14 protein-coding genes are annotated in these 17264 nt (G+C 73.3%); 5 read left to right on the top strand and 9 right to left on the bottom strand.

Annotation, left to right across the window (positions count from 1 at the left end):
• Positions 1-96: 96 nt before the first annotated feature.
• Together B7R87_RS32430 and B7R87_RS32425 are read right to left on the bottom strand one after the other, a co-directional pair.
• Entirely contained in the window at positions 97-603 is a 507-nt protein-coding gene (locus B7R87_RS32430) for a GNAT family N-acetyltransferase (RefSeq protein ID WP_233168993.1), read from the bottom strand.
• A gap of 57 nt (positions 604-660) precedes the next feature.
• A complete protein-coding gene (locus B7R87_RS32425; RefSeq protein WP_006344727.1) occupies positions 661-1389 on the bottom strand; it encodes a siderophore-interacting protein in 729 nt (242 codons plus the stop codon).
• A gap of 109 nt (positions 1390-1498) precedes the next feature.
• Here B7R87_RS32425 and B7R87_RS32420 point away from each other — a divergent pair, with 109 nt between their 5' ends.
• The 3 genes from B7R87_RS32420 to B7R87_RS32410 all read left to right on the top strand — a co-directional run bounded on the left by B7R87_RS32420 (position 1499) and on the right by B7R87_RS32410 (position 6105).
• Positions 1499-3589: a penicillin acylase family protein gene (locus B7R87_RS32420; RefSeq protein WP_006344728.1), complete on the top strand. Its 2091-nt coding sequence runs from the start codon at positions 1499-1501 to the stop codon at positions 3587-3589.
• Complete coding sequence (locus B7R87_RS32415) at positions 3579-4205, top strand: GNAT family N-acetyltransferase (RefSeq protein ID WP_006344729.1); 627 nt, start codon at positions 3579-3581, stop codon at positions 4203-4205. The genes B7R87_RS32420 and B7R87_RS32415 overlap by 11 nt, the downstream gene beginning before the upstream one ends.
• A 391-nt stretch (positions 4206-4596) precedes the next feature.
• On the top strand, positions 4597-6105 hold the full coding sequence (locus B7R87_RS32410; protein ID WP_006344730.1) for a PP2C family protein-serine/threonine phosphatase: 1509 nt from the start codon (positions 4597-4599) through the stop codon (positions 6103-6105).
• Positions 6106-6153: 48 nt separating this feature from the next.
• On the opposite strand, the gene B7R87_RS32405 is transcribed toward B7R87_RS32410, so the two are convergent.
• Complete coding sequence (locus B7R87_RS32405; protein WP_006344731.1) at positions 6154-7650, bottom strand: DNA-binding protein NsdB; 1497 nt, start codon at positions 7648-7650, stop codon at positions 6154-6156.
• A gap of 230 nt (positions 7651-7880) precedes the next feature.
• Between B7R87_RS32405 and B7R87_RS32400 the strand changes: the two genes are divergently transcribed.
• Entirely contained in the window at positions 7881-8999 is a 1119-nt protein-coding gene (locus B7R87_RS32400; RefSeq protein WP_006344732.1) for an aminoglycoside phosphotransferase family protein, read from the top strand.
• Between the two features lie 112 nt (positions 9000-9111).
• Here B7R87_RS32400 and B7R87_RS32395 read toward each other — a convergent pair whose 3' ends face one another.
• A complete protein-coding gene (locus B7R87_RS32395; protein ID WP_130585122.1) occupies positions 9112-9687 on the bottom strand; it encodes a hypothetical protein in 576 nt (191 codons plus the stop codon).
• Positions 9688-10142: 455 nt separating this feature from the next.
• On the opposite strand from B7R87_RS32395, the gene B7R87_RS32390 reads away from it, so the two are divergent.
• Positions 10143-12326, top strand: a complete 2184-nt coding sequence (locus tag B7R87_RS32390) for a terpene synthase family protein (RefSeq protein WP_006344734.1) — start codon at positions 10143-10145, stop codon at positions 12324-12326.
• Positions 12327-12412: 86 nt separating this feature from the next.
• Here B7R87_RS32390 and B7R87_RS32385 read toward each other — a convergent pair whose 3' ends face one another.
• From B7R87_RS32385 to B7R87_RS32365, 5 genes are read right to left on the bottom strand one after another with little or no spacing between them, the layout of a single operon-like run.
• Positions 12413-12913, bottom strand: coding sequence for a hypothetical protein (locus B7R87_RS32385; RefSeq protein WP_006344735.1), 501 nt, complete (start codon positions 12911-12913; stop codon positions 12413-12415).
• Positions 12914-12963: 50 nt separating this feature from the next.
• Entirely contained in the window at positions 12964-14130 is a 1167-nt protein-coding gene (locus tag B7R87_RS32380) for a thiolase domain-containing protein (protein ID WP_006344736.1), read from the bottom strand.
• 8 nt (positions 14131-14138) lie between these two features.
• On the bottom strand, positions 14139-15200 hold the full coding sequence (locus B7R87_RS32375) for a thiolase domain-containing protein (protein WP_006344737.1): 1062 nt from the start codon (positions 15198-15200) through the stop codon (positions 14139-14141).
• The gene (locus tag B7R87_RS32370) at positions 15197-16180 is read right to left on the bottom strand and encodes a Zn-ribbon domain-containing OB-fold protein (protein WP_006344738.1); all 984 of its coding nucleotides are present in this window, start codon (positions 16178-16180) and stop codon (positions 15197-15199) included. The genes B7R87_RS32375 and B7R87_RS32370 overlap by 4 nt, the downstream gene beginning before the upstream one ends.
• A 27-nt stretch (positions 16181-16207) precedes the next feature.
• Positions 16208-17128, bottom strand: coding sequence for a crotonase/enoyl-CoA hydratase family protein (locus B7R87_RS32365; RefSeq protein WP_006344739.1), 921 nt, complete (start codon positions 17126-17128; stop codon positions 16208-16210).
• Positions 17129-17264: the final 136 nt, after the last annotated feature.

Below are 17264 nucleotides of genomic sequence, written 5' to 3'. Positions count from 1 at the left end.
GTACGGACCCGTGGGCGGCCTCCGGTCCCGGCCGCCGGGCCGCCGGGCCGCCGGGCCGCCGGGCCGTCAGGGACCGGGCCGTCAGGGACCGGGCCGTCAGAGGGCGGCCGGGATGCGGAAGCGGAGTTCGGGGCGGGGCCAGGCCACCGCCGGTGGGTTGGGGGGTGCCGTGCCGGTGCGTTCGGCGCCCATCGCGCGGTAGAAGCCCTCGGCGGGCGGGTGGGAGACGACGCGGACGGAGTCCAGGCCGTGGCGGCGGGCCTCGGTGGTCATATGGGCGATCAGCAGTCGTCCGATCCCCAGACCCTGGGCGCGGTCGGCGACGAACAGCAGGTCCAGTTCGGCGGTGTCGGTCAGGAGGCCGTAGAAGCCGAGCCGGGCTCCGTCGGCACCGACGGCGACATGGACGCAGCGGGCCGCGATGTAGTCGCGGCCGACGGTGAGCCCGGCGACGACGGAGGCGTAGTGGCCGTCGTACGCACCCGAGGTGCGGACCATCCGGGTCAGCGCCCGGGCGTCGGCGCCCGTCGCCCGGCGGATCCGGATGTCCGGGGCCGGACCTGCCGAGCCGGCGGCCCGACCGCCCGTCATGGGTGAACTCATGGAGTGAGTATTACATGCACCGGCGGGGCGGTCCCCCGGGCCCACCGGGCCCGTGGTTCAGGCCGTCGCGCGCCAGTAGCCGAGGGCGTCGACCCGGTCCTTGGGCAGGGCGAGGTTCTTCCGGGCGTACGAGGCGAGGGCCCGCGTGGTGACGGTGTCGCAGGCGATCCACACGTACGCGGCCGTGGGGTCCCCGATCAGCCCGGGCAGGGCCGCCTTCACCTCGGCCACCAGACCGGCACCGCCGCCGGTGCGCGGGACGGTGCGCAGTTCGTGCAGCCGGGGGTCGAGACGGAACGGCAGCTGCTCGTCGGAGGGGTGGCCGGTCTCGAAGAAGACGGTCGCCGGGGTGTCGGGGAGGGCGTCGAGGAGGGAGTTGATCGCGGGCAGGGAGGCGGGGTCCCCGATGAGGACGAGCCGGCCGGGCAGGGGGTCGGGGGCGGTGAAGCCGGTGCCCTGGAGGGTCGCGTCCACGGTGTCGCCGGGGCGGGCGGCCCGGGCCCAGTCGCAGGCGGGGCCGGGGTGCAGGGCGAATTCGAGGCTGAAGGTGCCCTGTGCGGGGTCGGGGTCGACCAGGGTGTAGGCGCGCTGGTGGGGTTTGCCGGCGTTGCCGAACCAGACGCGGACCCACATGGTGGGGTGGGTTCCGGTCTGCGCCAGCATGCCGCCGTCGGTGAAGTGGACGCGGTGGTAGCGGTCGCCGACCGCCTCGCTCCCGGTGACGGTGAACCGGAAGTCCTTCCCCCGCATCAACTTGAGGACCACACCCTCCCAGCCATGTCCCACGCCCTACTCCTTCCTGTTCGTTCGCATTTGTTCATCCGAACGTCCGTACAGTAACTTAGGCGAGCCTAACCTAAATGAGGTGGGGCGTCGTCATCGAGGGGCGGGACAGGTGAACTTCAGGGTCTACCGGGACGACCGGGGGATTCCGCATCTGCGGGCGGAGAGCGCGACGGAGCTCGCCCGCGCCCAGGGGTGGAACGCCGCCGTCGACCGGGCCTGGCAGATCGACGTCGAACGGCACCGTTCGCAGGGCACGTCCGCGTCGTTCCTGGGTGCCGCGGCCGCGGGCTGGGACGCGTTCGCCCGGCGGTCCCTCATCGACGACACCGCACGGCGCTGCTATCTGTCGCTGGACGAAGCCACCGCCGCCTGGGTGGGGCACTACGTCGACGGCGTCAACGCCGGGATGGCCGAGGGCGCCCGGCGGGATCCCCGGTTCGCGGAGACCGGGCTCCGGCCCCGCACCTGGGAGCCGTGGGTGCCGCTGGGGATCTGGCTGAGCACCCATATCCTCTTCGCCGGGTTCCCCACGAAGATCTGGCGCGAGGAGGTGGCCCGGGCGCTCGGCGACGAGGCCGTCGGGCTCTTCTCCGCCGAGGGTGCGAACGGCTCGGGGAGCAACGGCTGGCTGGTCGGCGCGGACCGGACGGCGCACGGCGCCCCGCTGATCGCCGGGGATCCGCACCGGCCCGTCGAGGACCCGGGCGTCTACCAGCAGATCCGGCTGGCCTGCGACGAGTTCGACGTCGTCGGGCTCGCCGTGCCCGGGGTGCCCGGCATCGCCCACTTCGGCCATGCCGGGGGCGTCGCCTGGGCCATCACCAACGCCATGGCCGACTACCAGGATCTGTACCGGGAGCGGCTGCGGGAGCTGCCGGACGGCGGTCTTGAGGCGCTCGGCCCCGAGGGCTGGCGCCCCGCCCGGGCCCGTACCGAAACCGTCGAGGTCGCCGGGGGCGCGCCGGTGGACGTCGAGGTGATCGAAACCGACCGCGGTCCGGTGGTCTCCGGCGGACGCGGCGACGCCGAGGTGCTCAGTCTGCGCACCCCGCCGCGGGTCACCGCCGAACTGGGCTTCGCCGCCCTCCCCGCGCTGCTGCGGGCGCGGACCGTCGGCGACGTCGACCGGGCGCTGGACGGCTGGGCCGAACCCGTCAACGTCGTCCTCGCCGCCGATACCGAGGGCGGGCTGCTGCACCGGGTCGCGGGCCGGGTGCCCCACCGGGACCGGGAGAACCTGCTGCGGACCGTGCCCGCGTGGGAACCCCGGTACGCCTGGCGCGGCTGGCGGCCCCCGCCCCGTGCGGCCGTCGGCGCGATCGCCGTGATGGCGAACGAGCGGGGGCTCGCGGAGCCGCTGGGCGTGGAGTTCGCCGCGCCGCACCGGGCCGCGCGCATCCGTGAGCTGCTGTACGGACGGCGGGCGTGGACGGCAGAGGGCATGGCCGCGGTGCACATGGACACCCGGATCGCATCGGCCCGCCCTCTGCTGGCGCTGCTGGCGGGACTGGAGGGGCTGAGCCCGGCCGCAGCGGCGCTCCGGGACCGGCTGGCCGGCTGGGACCTCCGGATGGACGCGGAGAGCGCGGACGCCGCCCGCTACGCCGACGTGCGGTCGGCCGTGGTCCTGCGGATCGCCGCGCATCCCGTCTTCCGGGGCCTCGCCGAGGCCGTCGGGGGCGGCACCTGGCCCGATGAACTGCGCCCGTGGACCGCGTTCGTGCCGCGCGTCGCGTTCGCCCTCGAAGGGCTGCTCGGCTCGCGCGCGCTGCCCCGCGCCGATCTCACCGAGGCGGTTCGGGAGGCGCTGGAGGACGTCGCGAAGGACCGGGCCGGACGGCCCGACGACGTCTGGGGGGACCGGCACCGGCTCACGCCGTGGCAGGCGCTGCCCGGCGGGGCGCACGAGGCCCCGCCGGAGGGCGGCTGGCCCGGTCTGCCGGGGGACCACGACTGCGTCCTGGCCACCACCAGCGTCCCCGGTGTCACCGATACGAGCTGGCGCGGCCCCGCCGCCCGCTACGTCTGGGATCTGTCGCGCCGCGACAACAGCCTCTGGAGCGTGCCGCTGGGGGCCTCCGGGGTCCCGGGGGACCCCCACCGCCGCGACCAGCTCCCCCTGTGGCTCTCGGGGGAACTCGCCCCCGTCGTCACCGACTGGAACAAGCTCACCGAGGAGACCCCGAACGATGTCCGCTGACTCCCCCGCCGCGCCCGCCGCGGCTCCGGCCGCCCGTGCCGCCGTGCGCGAACCGGTCCATGTCCGGAAGGTCGAGGGCTTCGGCACCGTGAGCGTCCTGACGCTCGACCCGGTCGCCGACCTCGACACCGTCCACTCCTGGGTCACGGCGGAGCGGGCCCGGTTCTGGGGCATGCTCGGGCACAGCCGCGAACAGGTGCGGGACATCTACGCGTACGTGGACTCCCTCACCACCCACCACGCCTTCCTGGTGGAGCGCGACGGTGAGCCCGTCGCGCTCTTCCAGACCTACGATCCGGCCGCGGACCCGCTCGGCGACTGCTACGAGGTACGCCCCGGGGACGTGGGCGTGCATCTGCTGATCGGCCCGGCGGCCGGGGGCGTACCGCACGGCGAACGCGGTTTCACCGCCGGGCTGATGACCGCGCTGCTCGGCTATGTGTTCGGCGACCCGGCCGCCCGGCGGATCGTCGTCGAACCCGACGCCCGCAACGACAAGGCGATCGGCCGGATGCTCAGCGCCGGTTTCGAGGCGGGCCCGGAGATCGACAAGCCGGAGAAGCGGGCCAGGCTCGCGTTCCTGAACCGGGAGCGCTGGGAGGCCGCGGGCCGCTGAACCGGGGCCGCCCCGGATGCCGCGCCCGCGGAGGGGGCGGGCGCGGTATCCGGGCCCTCCGGGCGGAGGACGTACGGCGGCGGGGGCAGCCCCGGACACTTCCTCCCGGACAGGCACCCGGAGGCCGAAAACCCTTGCGGAGGCGGTCGATCGCACGGGTGTCTTGCGCCTGCGCCTCTTCCACGCGGCGCGCCCGGCAGGGTAGACAGGTGCTGATCACCCGCCGCCGCACCCGGCCCGTCCGTCCGACGACATATGCCATCGGCACCCGCTGGTCGAGTGTTGCCAAACGCCTTACGAGCCGCCGCTCCCTGTGCAACAGTCGTCATGACCCCTTGTTCCGACCCGACCCGGATCCGGCCCGAGGCCACGCCCCGCATCGGAGTACGACATGCCCTCCCAGGTGTTCGAGGACCGTCCCGGCGAGCTGCCGGAGGACGGGTCAGACACGGGCCCCGTCGCCGTGGACGCGCTGATCAGCCGGGCGCGCAGACTGCGGGGCGCCGTGGACGCGGTCCGCCGGGACTCGGTGGCGGACGACGACCATCCGCAGGGGCGGTGGCAGCGGGCCCTGTGCGATCTGGCCGTCCATCAGCTCGACGACATCGGCACTCATCTGGGGCAGTTGCGCCAGGGGCTGCCCGGGGACCCGGGTGCCGCGTGGCCTCCGGTGCCGGTGTGGTCCGGGACCGGTGACCTCGGCGGGCCCGACCCCTTCGCCCGTACGCCCGGTCTCGCGGCGTACGAGGCCGACCACGCCCAGAGTTCGGGGACGCTCCTCAACCGGGTGGGCAGCGCCGAGTGGAATCTGCTGACCGATGCGGTCAACTGGTCCGACGAACTGTTCACGATCCTGGGCCGCCGTCCCGGCAGCGGCGCCATGACCCTGGACGAGCTGCCGTCGGTCGTCCACCCCGACGACCAGTCGCTCCTCACCGCCCTGGTCACGGGCTGTCTGGTCGACGGCCGCCCCATCGACGCGGAGTTCCGGATCGTCCGGCCCGACCGTCAGGTCCGTACCGTCCATATGATGGCCGAACCGGTCCTCGACGCCGACGGTTCGACGGCCTCCATGTGGGCGGTGTTCCGGGACGTCAGCGCCTTACGCCGCAGTGAGGAGGCGGTCCGCGACAGCCGGGAGACGCTCCGGCAGCGCCGGCACCGGGAGCGGACCGAGCGCCGGATGGCCGTGGAGATGCAGGAGGCCGTCCTGCCGCCGTGGCGCGGCTCCCTCGCCTTCCCCCTCGGCGGCCCGACCGAACTCGACGTCGCCGCCCGCTACTTCCCCGCCGACAACTCCGATCTGATCGGCGGCGACTGGTACGACGCGCTGGAACTCCCCACGGGCGCCTGTGTCCTGAGCGTCGGCGACCTCACCGGCCACGGGGTGGCGGCGACCTCGTCGATGGCGATGCTGCTGGGCGCGCTGCGCGGGATGGCGGTCGCCGGAATCGCGCCCGAGGCGGTGATGGGGCATCTCAACCATCTGCTGGAGTCCGCCGTACAGCCGACTCTCGGGAGCGCGGTGTGCTGCCGGATCGACCCGGCGCGGCGCACCCTGACCTGGGCCCAGGCGGGCCACCCCGCCCCGCTGCTGTTCCGCGGCGGGACGGGGCGCCCCCTGACCCCGCCGGACGGGGTACTGCTCGGGGCGACCTCGACCCCGCGCTACGAACAGAACGAGGTCGAACTGCACCCCGGCGACCTCCTGGTGCTGCACACGGACGGGCTGACCCGCACGGGCGCGGCGGAGGAGTCCGCGGTCACCGGCCTGCTCGCGCTCGCCCCCCGGTTATCGGACGCGCGGGACGCCCAGGACGGCGTACGGATGGTCGCCGAGGCCTTCGGTACGGGACGCAAGGACGACGCCTGCGTACTGGTGGCACGGATCAGCGCCTGACGCACCGCCGAAGGCACCGTCATCGGGCGGCAGCACGGGACACGGCGGTCAGACCGGCAGGCTCCCGCCCCGCCCGGACGGGCTGTGCGGCAGCACCCGTTCCAGTTCTTCCCTGAGCCCCCCGATCGTGCTGTGGCCGGCGAAGCGGCCGGTCAGCCGGTACATCTCGCGAAGCCGGTCCCAGGTCCGGTGCGACGAGGTCTCCCCCATCGACACCAGCGCCAGCCGGGCATAGCGGTCGGCCTCCTCGGGGTCGTCGGCGATGAAGCAGGCCGACGCCATCGAGATGTAGTCGAAGATCTTGGACCGCTGCCGGCCGCCCTCACGGAGCTGGAGGGCCTTTCTCGCATGGCCCCTGGCGATCGTGGCCGCCGCCGGTTCGTGCTCGGCGAGGGTACGGTACGCCAGCGCCTCCATCCCGTGCAGATCCGCCTCGTCGAACATCTGCATCCAGCTAGGCGGCGGCACATCGCCCCGGTCGGAGACGAACAGCTCCTCCGCCTCCCCCAGTTTCCGCCGCATCGCCTGCCCCTGCCCCAGGGACGCCTGGGCCCAGGCCTCGATGGTGCAGAGCATCGCCCGGGTCCTCGGCAGCGTCTCGTCGCCGGATCCGGACTGGGCCAGCTTCATCAGGTCGAGGGCTTCGTCGGGGCGGCCCAGATGGACCATCTGGCGGGCGGCACGGGACAGCGCCTCGCCCGCCCTGGGCCGGTCGCCGCCCTCGCGCGCCGCATGGGCGGCGATGACGAAGTACTTCTGGGCGGTGGGCTCCAGGCCGACGTCGTGGGACATCCACCCGGCGAGTACGGCGAGATTGGCGGCCACGCCCCACAGCCGCCGCTGGAGGTGGTCGGGATGGCGGTAGGCGAGCATTCCGCCCACCTCGTTCAGCTGGCCGACGACGGCCTTGCGCTGGAGTCCGCCGCCGCGGGAGGCGTCCCAGGCCCGGAAGACCTCGACGGAGCGCTCCAGCGCGGCGATCTCCTGCGATCCGATGGGCGCGGCCTCATAGCGGTCGTACCCGGCGGTGTCGGCGTGGGAGGTGAAGGGGTGGGGGTCGGTCACGAGTGCGGGTTCGCTGTGCAGCCAGTCGTGCATGGCGCCGGTGAGGGCGGAGCCTGCGGCGAGCGCCGCGCCCGCGCCCACCAGCCCGCGTCGGTTGAGCATGAGGTCCATTCCCGTGAATTCAGTGAGGACCGACGCCGTCCGGTCGGGGGCCCAGGGAAGGCCTTCGGGGTTCGCCGCGTGTTCCGCGGCCCGTGCGCCCTTGCGCCTGCCCGCTCTCCCGCTCCGGACGAAGCCCAGGTCCTCGGTGGTCACGACACGGCCGAGCCGCTCGGTGAAGAGGGCGGCCAGCACCCGCGGAACGGGGTCGCGCGGGGTCTCCCCCATGTCGATCCACCTCCGCACCCGCGAGGTGTCGGTCGCCAGCTGCGGATGGCCCATGGCCGCCGCCTGCCGGTTCACGAGTCTCGCCAGTTCACCCTTGGACCAGCCGGCCATGCCGAACAGGTCACTCAGGCGGGTGTTGGGTCCTCCGGTCACGTAAAGCCCCCAGGTTCTCGGCTGAGTTGACAGTAGCCCCGCGCCAGGGGGGTGGCGACTATTCGCCAGGGTTCGCCAGGGTCCGCCAGATGGTGTGCCACCCGTGCGCTGGTGTGACGTAGGAACGCGCCACCCCGGCCCGGCGGGCGGTCGCACTCCCCAGGGTGCGGGGCCGTGAGGCCGGGGCGGCGCACGCTTTCCGTCGGCGCACGAAGGGATCTGTCACCCCCATGTACGCAGCATCGTCCTCCGTGTCCGCCCCGCCCCGGCCGCAGCGTCCCGCCGTGCCGGCCGGTTCGGGGCCGTATCTCGATCCCAAGCCCGCGAACCGGCTGCGGCGGCCGGCCGTGCCGGTGGCGGGCCAGCCGCTCAGCGGCAGGATCGACCTGTCGGGCCCTCAGGGCACCCAGTTGCGGATGGCCGTGGCTTCGGTGCACCGGATCTGCCCGGAGTTCCATCCGGTGCAGGTGCTGCGCCGCAGCGGCCGTTCCGTGCTGATCGTGGGCACCACCGGGCGCACCACGGCCGTCGCCAAATGCCTGCTCGACCACTCCCCCGTCTGGAAGGAAAGGTTCCGGCACGAAATAGCTGTCTACCGCACCTTCGTCCGGCACCGTCCCCAGGACGTCCGGGTACCCCGGCTGGTGGCCGCGGATCCGGAGAACTGCACCCTGGTGATCGAACGGATGCCGGGGAGGGCTGCGGCGCTGGCCCGGCACCCCGTGGAGGCCCCGCCGCGGGCGGACGTACGGGCGGCGGTGGGCGCGGTGACCCGGCTGAACGACTGGCGGCCGCCCGCCGGGCTGTTCGAGGCTCCGCTGGACTACGCGTCCCGGATCTCCCGCTACCACGAGCTCGGGATGTTCACCGACCGCGATCTCGGCGATCTGCGGCAGTTGCTGCGGGGCCCGGGGTCCGCGGGCGGGCGCGGTGCGGTCCGGGAGTTCTGCCACGGCGACGCGCTGCTGTCGAACATGCTGCTGTCCCCGGCCGGTCCGGTGCTGGTCGACTGGGAGCACGCGGGCTGGTACCTGCCCGGCTACGATCTGGCGACGCTCTGGGCGGTGCTCGGGGACGCCCCCGCCGAGCGGCGGCGGATCAGCCAGCTCGCGACCCGGAAGGGGCCCGCGGCCCGGGACGCGTTCCTGGTGAATCTGATGCTGGTGCTGACCCGGGAGATCCGTACCTATGAGACGGCCGTCCAGCGGACCATGCGGGAGGCGCCGCCGGTGAGCGGTGCCACGGGCGGCCCTTCGACCGGTGAGCAGCAGCGGCTGCTGCTGCGGCGGCTGCACGACGACTGCGCGATGGCGCGGCGGGCCGTGCGGGCGGCGGTGGGTACGCGCTGAGCCGAAAGGTACTGCTGTGGCCGTGGTTCCGGTGCGGGGGCACCGGGGCCGCGGCGCGGTCGTTACGGCCCGTTCGCCGCTGCGGTCGTCAGGGCGCGGCGCGGGTGGCGGGTCAGCGGGTGCGGGCGGTGACGTACCGGGCGAGCACCTCGGCGTCGGGGAAGCCGGGCGGCAGGGCGACCGTGCCGCGATGGATCCGGTGGACGGGATCCGGCAGGGGCATGACGCTCAGGGAGTGGACGCGCCGGATCTCGCGGCCCGCGGAATCCTGGACCCGGGTGATGTGGTGGACGGCGCGGTCCATCTCGTTCCAGGCGAGGACGGTGGGCCGGCGGGCGCCCTGCCGGTAGTGGGCGAGCCCGTCGTCGTACAGCTGGAACCAGACGGCGGGCCGTTCGGGTCCGGGGCGGTGGGCGACGGCGGCCAGTCCGACCAGGAGGGTGATGAGATAGCCGAAGCCGAAGCCCATCACCAGCCGGCCGTCGAGCTCGTCCCAGGTGTGGAGGACCCCCCAGGTCGTCAGCGCGCCGGCCAGCAGGGCGAAGGCGCCGATGGCGCCGGCCTGGGTCCAGGAGCCGTTGCCTTCGCGGCCGCCGACGGCATGCCGGACGGGGCCCTCCCAGCCGCGTTCACCGGTGGCCTCATCGAACAGTTCCGCCACGTCCCGCGGGACTCGGACCCTCTTCATCTGCTCCCCCGATCCCCGCTGCCCGCTGCCCGGCGGTCCGGCCGGGTGATGGTCCACGGACAACCCCGGCGAGCGTAACGGACCCCGAACGGACCGGCCAGCAGCGGGATTTCCGCTCCCCGAGTGCCGATCCCGGTACCGATCCGGGCCCGGCCGGGACATGCCGTACGACGGCGGGACACTGCACAGATATTCATGGGTACAGCCGTTCGAGGCTTCTCCCTATCGAGTGGTTCGCGGCACCGGGAGTTCCGGCCGGACCGCCGGACCTCACCCCACCTCCGGAGGGACTTCCGGCTGGTCGCACGGGGTGCGCCGAGCGCAGATGCGCGCGGGCGCACGCCCGTACCGGCGTTCGGATACCGGTACGACTCATCAGATCGGGGCGTAGGCCGTACGGGGGAAGGGCAGGACTGGCCGGAAACGTTCCGCCCGATCCGAGAGGCCCGGCACGTATGGCACAGCCCTTCGTCCTGCCCGACTTCTACGTGCCGTATCCGGCGCGTCTCAACCCCCATGCCGAGACGGCACGGACGCACACCCGCGCCTGGGCCCGGGAGATGGGGATGCTGGAAGGTTCCGGCATCTGGGAGGAGCGCGATCTGGAGGCGCACGACTACGCCGGGCTCTGCGCCTGGACCCACCCCGACTGCGACGCGGACGTCCTGTCGCTGGTCACCGACTGGTACGTGTGGGTGTTCTTCTTCGACGACCACTTCCTGGAGGTCTTCAAACGGCCCCGCAACCGTGCGGGCGGGCGGATCTACCTGGACCGGCTGGCCGCTTTCATGCCGCTGGACCCGGAGAGCGGCATGCCGGAGCCGACCAACCCCGTGGAGGCCGGTCTCGCCGATCTGTGGCGGCGGACCGTGCCGTTCATGGGCCCGCAGTGGCGCGCCCGGTTCTCCGAGTCCACCCGCAATCTGCTGAACGAGTCGGACTGGGAGCTGGCCAATATCAACGAGGGCCGGATCGCCAACCCCGTCGAGTACGTCGAGATGCGCCGCAAGGTGGGCGGCGCGCCCTGGTCGGCGCAGCTGGTGGAGTTCGCGGCAGGGGCCGAGCTGCCCGCTCCGGTGGCCCGGAGCCGGCCCCTGCGGGTGCTGACGGAGACCTTCGCCGACGCGGTGCACCTCCGCAACGACCTCTTCTCCTACCAGCGCGAGGTAGAGGACGAGGGCGAGCTGAGCAACGGTGTGCTGGTCCTGGAGACCTTTCTGTCCTGTACGACGCAGGAGGCGGCGGAAGCCGTCAACGATCTGCTGACCTCCCGGCTCCAGCAGTTCGAGAACACCGCGCTCACCGAGGTCCCGGCGCTCTGTCTGGAGCGGGGGCTCGCGCCGGAGGAGTCCGCGGCGGTCGCGCTGTACGCCAAGGGGCTCCAGGACTGGCAGTCCGGCGGCCACGAGTGGCATCTGCGCTCCAGCCGCTATATGAACGAGGCCGTCCGGCCGAGCGGCGTACCCGTGAGCGGGCTCGGTACATCGGCGCTCGATGTGAAGACGCTCTTCGGCCGCCCGGCGCGGGCCCGGCTGCGGACGCTGACGCACCGGCCGCACGTGTCGGCCGGGCCGCTGCTGCTGCCGGAGTTCGCGCTGCCGTTCCCGCTGCGGCTCAGCCCCCATCACGCGGACGCCCGGGAGAAGTCGGTGGCCTGGGCGCGGGCGACGGGGCTGCTGGACGATATCTGGGACGAGACGATGGCCCGGGGCTTCGACCTCGCGCTCTGCTCGGCCGGTCTGGACCCCGACGCCACGCCGGAGGAGCTGGAGCTGAGCGCCGAGTGGCTGACCTGGGGCACCTATGCGGACGACTACTATCCGCTGGTCTTCGGCCGCTCCGGGAACCCGGCGGGCGCCGCGCTGGCCAATGAGCGGCTGATGGCCTGTCTGCCGATCGACGCCCCCGCCTCGGCCCCGGGATTCGCGGTCAGCCCTCTGGAGCGCGGGCTGGCGGACCTCTGGGAGCGTACCGCCGGGCCCATGGACCGGGACGCCCGGGCCGAACTGCGCGCCTCGGTCGGGGTGATGCTGGAGAGCTGGCTGTGGGAGCTGCACAACACCGTCCAGCGCCGGGTGCCGGATCCGGTGGACTATCTGGAGATGCGGCGGTTCACCTTCGGCTCGGATCTGACGCTGCTGCTGTGCCGGCTGCGACACCGCGCGGAGCTGCCCGCGGAGGTGCTGGGGAGCGGTCCCGTGGCCGCGCTGGAGAGCGCCGCGGTCACCTACGGCAGTCTGATCAACGACCTCTTCTCGTACCGGAAGGAGGTGGAGGCCGAGGGCGATCTGCACAATGCGGTGCTGGTGGTGCAGACCTTCTTCGACTGCGACTATCCGCGGGCCGTGGCGATCGTCCACGACCTCATGGCGGGACGGCTGCGGCAGTTCCTCCACATCAAGGAGCACGAGCTGCCCGTGGTCTGCGCCGACTTCGGGCTCGGCGAGCGGCAGCGGAAGGCGCTCGACGCCTATGTCACCGAGCTGGAGGACTGGCTGGCGGGCATCCTCAACTGGCACCGCCACGTCCGGCGCTACGGCCCGGAGGACATCCGCCCGGACGCACCGGCCGCCCGCATCGGCGGGCCCACCGGCCTCGGGACGGCGGCCGCCCGGCTCGCGACGGCCCGCACGGCCTGAGCCGTACCGCCGCCCGCTCCCGGATACGGCGGCGCGCCGCGTGATCCACCGTGGTCACGCGGCGCGCCGGAGGTACGGAGGCGGGCTCAGCCCTGCTGGAACAGCTCCGCGGGCAGCGGCTTGAGCAGGGCGTACAGATCGTCCGTGATGGGGCGGTCCCAGCTGGCGATGGTGACCAGGACGTTGTCGCTGCGGTCGAACTGGACGCAGGAGATCCGGCTCTCGGTGAGCTTCAGCCGCCGGACGATCAGCAGATTGTCGCCCTGCATCACGGGGACGTCCTCCGAGCCGGTGACCTCGACGGGCTCGTCGTTCTCCAGGGCCAGGAGCAGCTGGGCGACCTCGAAGGGGATCTGGCCCTCCTCCAGCTCCCGCGCCGGGGAGCCCTCGGGCAGATTGCCGATGATCATCGCGGGGCCGCGGCCGCCGAACAGGTCGTACCGGAGGAAGACGCCCTGGCAGGTGCCGTCGGGGGCGGGCAGCAGCCCGGCACCGAGGTTTCCGGGCCAGTCACCCGGGTCCATGGCCAGGACGTCGAAGTCCGGGCCCGCGGGTGTGGCGGCGCTGCGGCGGCGGAGGAAGGACATACGGCCATGGTACGTGTCCGGACGCACGGTCCGGACGCCGGGCGGCCCGCTCACCGGGCCGGGGGTTCGGTGCCGACGACCCACATCGCGAAGAACTGGGAGCCGCCGCCGTAGGCGTGTCCGAGGGCCCGGCGGGCCCCGTCGATCTGGTGCTCCCCGGCCGCGCCGCGGACCTGCTGGGCGGCCTCGGCGAAGCGGATCATGCCGGAGGCGCCGATGGGATTGGTGGAGAGCACCCCGCCCGAGGGGTTGACCGGCAGCTCGCCGTCGAGGGCGGTGGCGCCGGATTCGGTCAGTTTCCAGCCCTCCCCCTCGGCGGCGAAGCCGAGGTTCTCCAGCCACATCGGCTCGTACCAGGAGAAGGGGACGTACAGCTCGGCGGCGTCGATCTCGCGGCGGGGGTCGGTGATCCCGGCCTGCCGGTAGACGTCGGCTGCACAGTCCCGTCCGGCCCGGGGGGAGACGAAGTCCTTGCCCGCGAAGAGGGTGGGCTCGCTGCGCATGGCGCCGCCGTGCAGCCAGGCCGGCGGGCGGGGGGCCCGGGCGGCCCCGGCGCGGCCGGTCAGCACCATGGCGCAGGCGCCGTCGGAGGAGGGGCAGGTCTCGGAGTAGCGGACCGGGTCCCACAGCATGGGCGACGAGCGGACCTTCTCCAGGGTGAGGCCGTGTTCGTGGAGATGGGCGTACGGGTTCTTGAGGGCGTTGAGCCGGTCCTTGTAGGCGACGAGGGTGCCGGTGGTGGCGGGGGCTCCGCTGCGCCGGATGTAGGCGCGGACATGGGGGGCGAAGAAGCCGCCGGCGCCCGCGAGCAGCGGCTGCTGGAAGGGCACGGGCAGGGAGAGGCCCCACATGGCGTTGGACTCGGACTGCTTCTCGAAGGCGAGCGTCAGCACGGTGGGGTGGATCCGGGCGGCCACGAGCTGGGCGGCGACCAGGGCGGTGGAGCCGCCGACGGAGCCCGCGGTGTGGACGCGCATCAACGGTTTGCCGACCGCGCCGAGGGCGTCGGCGAGATACAGCTCCGGCATCATCACCCCCTCGAAGAAGTCGGGGGCCTTGCCGATGACGACGGCGTCGATGTCCGCCCAGGTCAGTTCGGCGTCCGCAAGGGCGCGCAGGGCGGCCTCGCGGACCAGTCCGGCAATGGAGACGTCGCGGCGGGCGGCGGTGTGGACGGTCTGGCCGACGCCGACGACGGCGACGGGTTCCTTGGACACCCGGGGCATCAGGCCTCCCCTTCCAGGACGGTGACCAGGTTCTGCTGGAGGCAGGGGCCCGAGGTGGCGTGGGCCAGGGCGCGGTCGGCCTCGCCGCGGTGGATCGCGGCGGCGGCCTCACCGATGCGGACGAGGCCCGCGGCCATCACGGGGTTGGCGGCCAGGGCTCCGCCGGACGGGTTGACCCTCACCCTCTCGTCGAGGTCGAGGGCGCGGCGCAGCACCACTTCCTGGGAGGTGAAGGGGGCGTGGAGTTCGGCGAGGTCGAGGGGGCGGTCGAAGGCCCCGGCACGCCGGGCGGCGTGCCGGGTGGAGGGCGAGTCGGTGAGATCGCGGACGCCGAGGGCATGGGCCTCGGTGCGGTGGTCGGCGCCGGTGATCCACGCGGGGCGGGCGCACAGCTCCCGGGCCCGGTCCCCGGCGGCGAGTACCAGGGCGGCGGCGCCGTCGCCGACGGGCGGGCAGTCTCCGGTGTGCAGGGGGTGGACGAGCGGGTCGCCGTGGGTGACGGCACCGCGCAGTTGTGCGTACGGGTTGGCGGCGGCGTCGGCGCGGCTGCGGGCGGCGATCGCGGCGAGGGCCGGCCCTGTGGTGTGTCCGGCGTCGATGAGGGCACGGGCCTGGAGGGCGGCCAGGGCGATGGAGTCGGGCCAGAGGGGGGCGGTGTAGTAGGGGTCGAGCTGGCGGCTGAGGACGTCCCTGAGGTCTCCGGCGGAGGAGGTTCCGTAGGCATAGACCAGGGCGGTGTCGGTCTCGCCGGTGAGCAGTTTCACCCAGGCCTCGTAGAAGGCCCAGGCTCCGTCGGTCTCCACATGGGATTCGGAGATCGGGGGCCAGGCGCCGACACCGTCGAGGGCGAGGGTGAAGGAGAAGGCCCGGCCGGCGAGGTAGTCGGAGGAGCCGGAGCAGGTGAAGCCGATGTCGGCGGTGCGCAGTCCGGTGGCGGCGAGCACCTCGTGGAGGACGGGCATCAGCATCTCGGTTTCGGACAGTTCGTCGGTGCGCCGCCGGTGGACGGTCTGGGCGAAGGCGACGACCGCGACGGGTGCCGTGTCCGCGGGGGGTGTCACAGCAGCTCCCGGTAGGTGTCGTCAGGGGCGTCGGGTTCGCCGGTGGGGCGGTAGTGGTCGGGGTGCCGGGCGCCGTCGGTCCAGACGGGTTCCACCCGCAGTCCCATCCGCACCTCGTCGTAGGGGATGCCGCCGATGCGTCCGTGGAGGGCGAGGTCGGCGCCGTCGAGGGCGATATGGGCGTAGACGTACGGCACGTCGATATCGAGGTTGCGGGCCTTGATGTTGACGATGCAGAAGGTGGTGACGGTGCCGCGGGGGCCGACCTCGACCTGTCCGGTGGTGGCAACACCGCAGGTGGGGCAGGCGCCGCGGGGCGGCACGTACACCTTGTGGCAGGAGGGGCAGCGTTCGCCGGTGATCCTCCGTCCGCCGAGGGCCTGGAGATAGCGGGTCTGGGCGCGGCCGGGGGTGTGGGTGTAGTCGAGGCGGGCGGGGGTGGTGATGCCGGTGACCGGGGAGTCGAAGGTGCCGTCGTGGGGGCGGACGGGCCGGGGGGCGGGTGGGGTGTCGTCGGGTGGGGTGTCGTCGGGTTCGAAGCAGGCGATGTCGGTGATCGCGCCGCTGCGGGTCGCGGCCCAGCGGATCCTGACCCGCATGCCGGTGCGGACGGCTTCGGGTCCGGGGGTGTCGAGGACGTGCAGCAGGGCGGTGTCGGCGCCGTCGAGCCTGACCAGTACCCAGGCGAAGGGGTGGGCGAGCGGCTGGCGGGGGCGGGGGCGGGGGTTCCAGGCCCAGGTGGTGACGGTGCCGCTGGTGCCGACCTGGACGAGTTCGCGGAGTTCGGCGGCGGTGGCGGGGTCGTATTCGACGGGTGGGACGAGGATTCCGGCGCTGCTGCGGATGCCGAGGACGACGCGTTCGCGGAGTCCGGTGAGGAAGGCGCTCTGGACGGGGCCGAGGGAGCGGGTGAAGGGGAACTCCACGGTCAGCGGGGCGGTGAGGGGGTTCGTTCCGGGCGGCCCGGGTGCGCTGGTCATACGGGCTCCGTGAGGGGTCGTGGGTGGTCAGCGGCGGTGGTAGACGGGGGCGCGTTTCTCGGTGAAGGCACGGGCCCCCTCCGCGGCGTCCTCGGTGTCGAAGACGGGTCGGCCGCGGGCCAGTTCGGCGGCGAGGCCGTCGGCTTCGGGCAGTCCGGCGGTCTCGTAGACGCAGGCCTTGACGGCTTCGACGGCGAGCGGTCCGCAGGCGTTGACGGCGGCGGCGAGTTCCAGGGCCGCGGCGAGGGCGGTTCCATCGGGGACGACCCGGCCGATCAGTCCGATGTCCCGGGCCTCGGCGGCGGTGTAGGGGCGGCCGGTGAGGAGCATCTCCAGGGCATGGGTGCGGGGGATCTGGCGCGGCAGGCGTACGGTCGAGCCGCCGATGGGGAAGAGGCCGCGGCGGACTTCGAAGAGGCCGAAGACGGCGCTCTCGCCGGCGACCCGGATATCGGTGCCCTGGAGGATCTCGGTGCCGCCCGCGACGCAGGGGCCCTCGACGGCGGCGATCACCGGTTTGCGGGGGCGGTGGTGGCGGAGCATCGCCTTCCAGTGCAGATCGGGGTCGGCCTTCATCCGGTCGCGGTACCCGGATCCGGCGGTTCCGCCTCCGGCGAGCGCCTTGAGGTCCATTCCGGCGCAGAAGGCTCCGCCCGCGCCGGTGAGGACGACGGAGCGGACGGAGTCGTCGGCGTCGGCGGCCAGCCAGCCGTCGTACAGGCCGACGAGCATGGGCAGGGAGAGGGCGTTTCTGGCCTCGGGGCGGTCAAGGGTGAGGATCAGGGTGGCGCCCTCGCGGGTGACGGTCAGATGCTCGGTACCGAGGCCGCCGGCCCCCTGCCCGCCGTTCCCTCCGGCGCCGGAATCCTGGTATTCCGTGGTTCCGGTGCCGGAATCCTGGTGTTCCTTGCCGGTCCGGTGCTGCGGTGTCTCGCCGTTCCGTGCCATCCGCGGGGCCTCCCGTCGTGGACCGGGGAACAGGGTGCAGGAGCCCGGCGGCCGGTTCAATAGTTTCCTGACAGTTAGTCAGATAATTTGTGCGGCGCCTCTTCCCAGTTCCCGCGGCGGGCGCTCTAATGACCGC

The organism is Streptomyces tsukubensis (assembly GCF_003932715.1).
Lineage (GTDB): Bacteria > Actinomycetota > Actinomycetes > Streptomycetales > Streptomycetaceae > Streptomyces > Streptomyces tsukubensis.
This window is presented reverse-complemented; position numbering and strand designations above follow the sequence as displayed.

Bases quoted from the DNA above. Each gene is read 5' to 3' on its own strand.
- B7R87_RS32430 (WP_233168993.1), bottom strand. From the start codon at position 603: ATGAGTTCACCCATGACGGGCGGTCGGGCCGCCGGCTCGGCAGGTCCG.
- B7R87_RS32415 (WP_006344729.1), top strand. From the start codon at position 3,579: ATGTCCGCTGACTCCCCCGCCGCGCCCGCCGCGGCTCCGGCCGCCCGT.
- B7R87_RS32410 (WP_006344730.1), top strand. From the start codon at position 4,597: ATGCCCTCCCAGGTGTTCGAGGACCGTCCCGGCGAGCTGCCGGAGGAC.
- B7R87_RS32400 (WP_006344732.1), top strand. From the start codon at position 7,881: ATGTACGCAGCATCGTCCTCCGTGTCCGCCCCGCCCCGGCCGCAGCGT.
- B7R87_RS32395 (WP_130585122.1), bottom strand. From the start codon at position 9,687: ATGAAGAGGGTCCGAGTCCCGCGGGACGTGGCGGAACTGTTCGATGAG.
- B7R87_RS32390 (WP_006344734.1), top strand. From the start codon at position 10,143: ATGGCACAGCCCTTCGTCCTGCCCGACTTCTACGTGCCGTATCCGGCG.
- B7R87_RS32385 (WP_006344735.1), bottom strand. From the start codon at position 12,913: ATGTCCTTCCTCCGCCGCCGCAGCGCCGCCACACCCGCGGGCCCGGAC.
- B7R87_RS32370 (WP_006344738.1), bottom strand. From the start codon at position 16,180: ATGACCAGCGCACCCGGGCCGCCCGGAACGAACCCCCTCACCGCCCCG.
- B7R87_RS32365 (WP_006344739.1), bottom strand. From the start codon at position 17,128: ATGGCACGGAACGGCGAGACACCGCAGCACCGGACCGGCAAGGAACAC.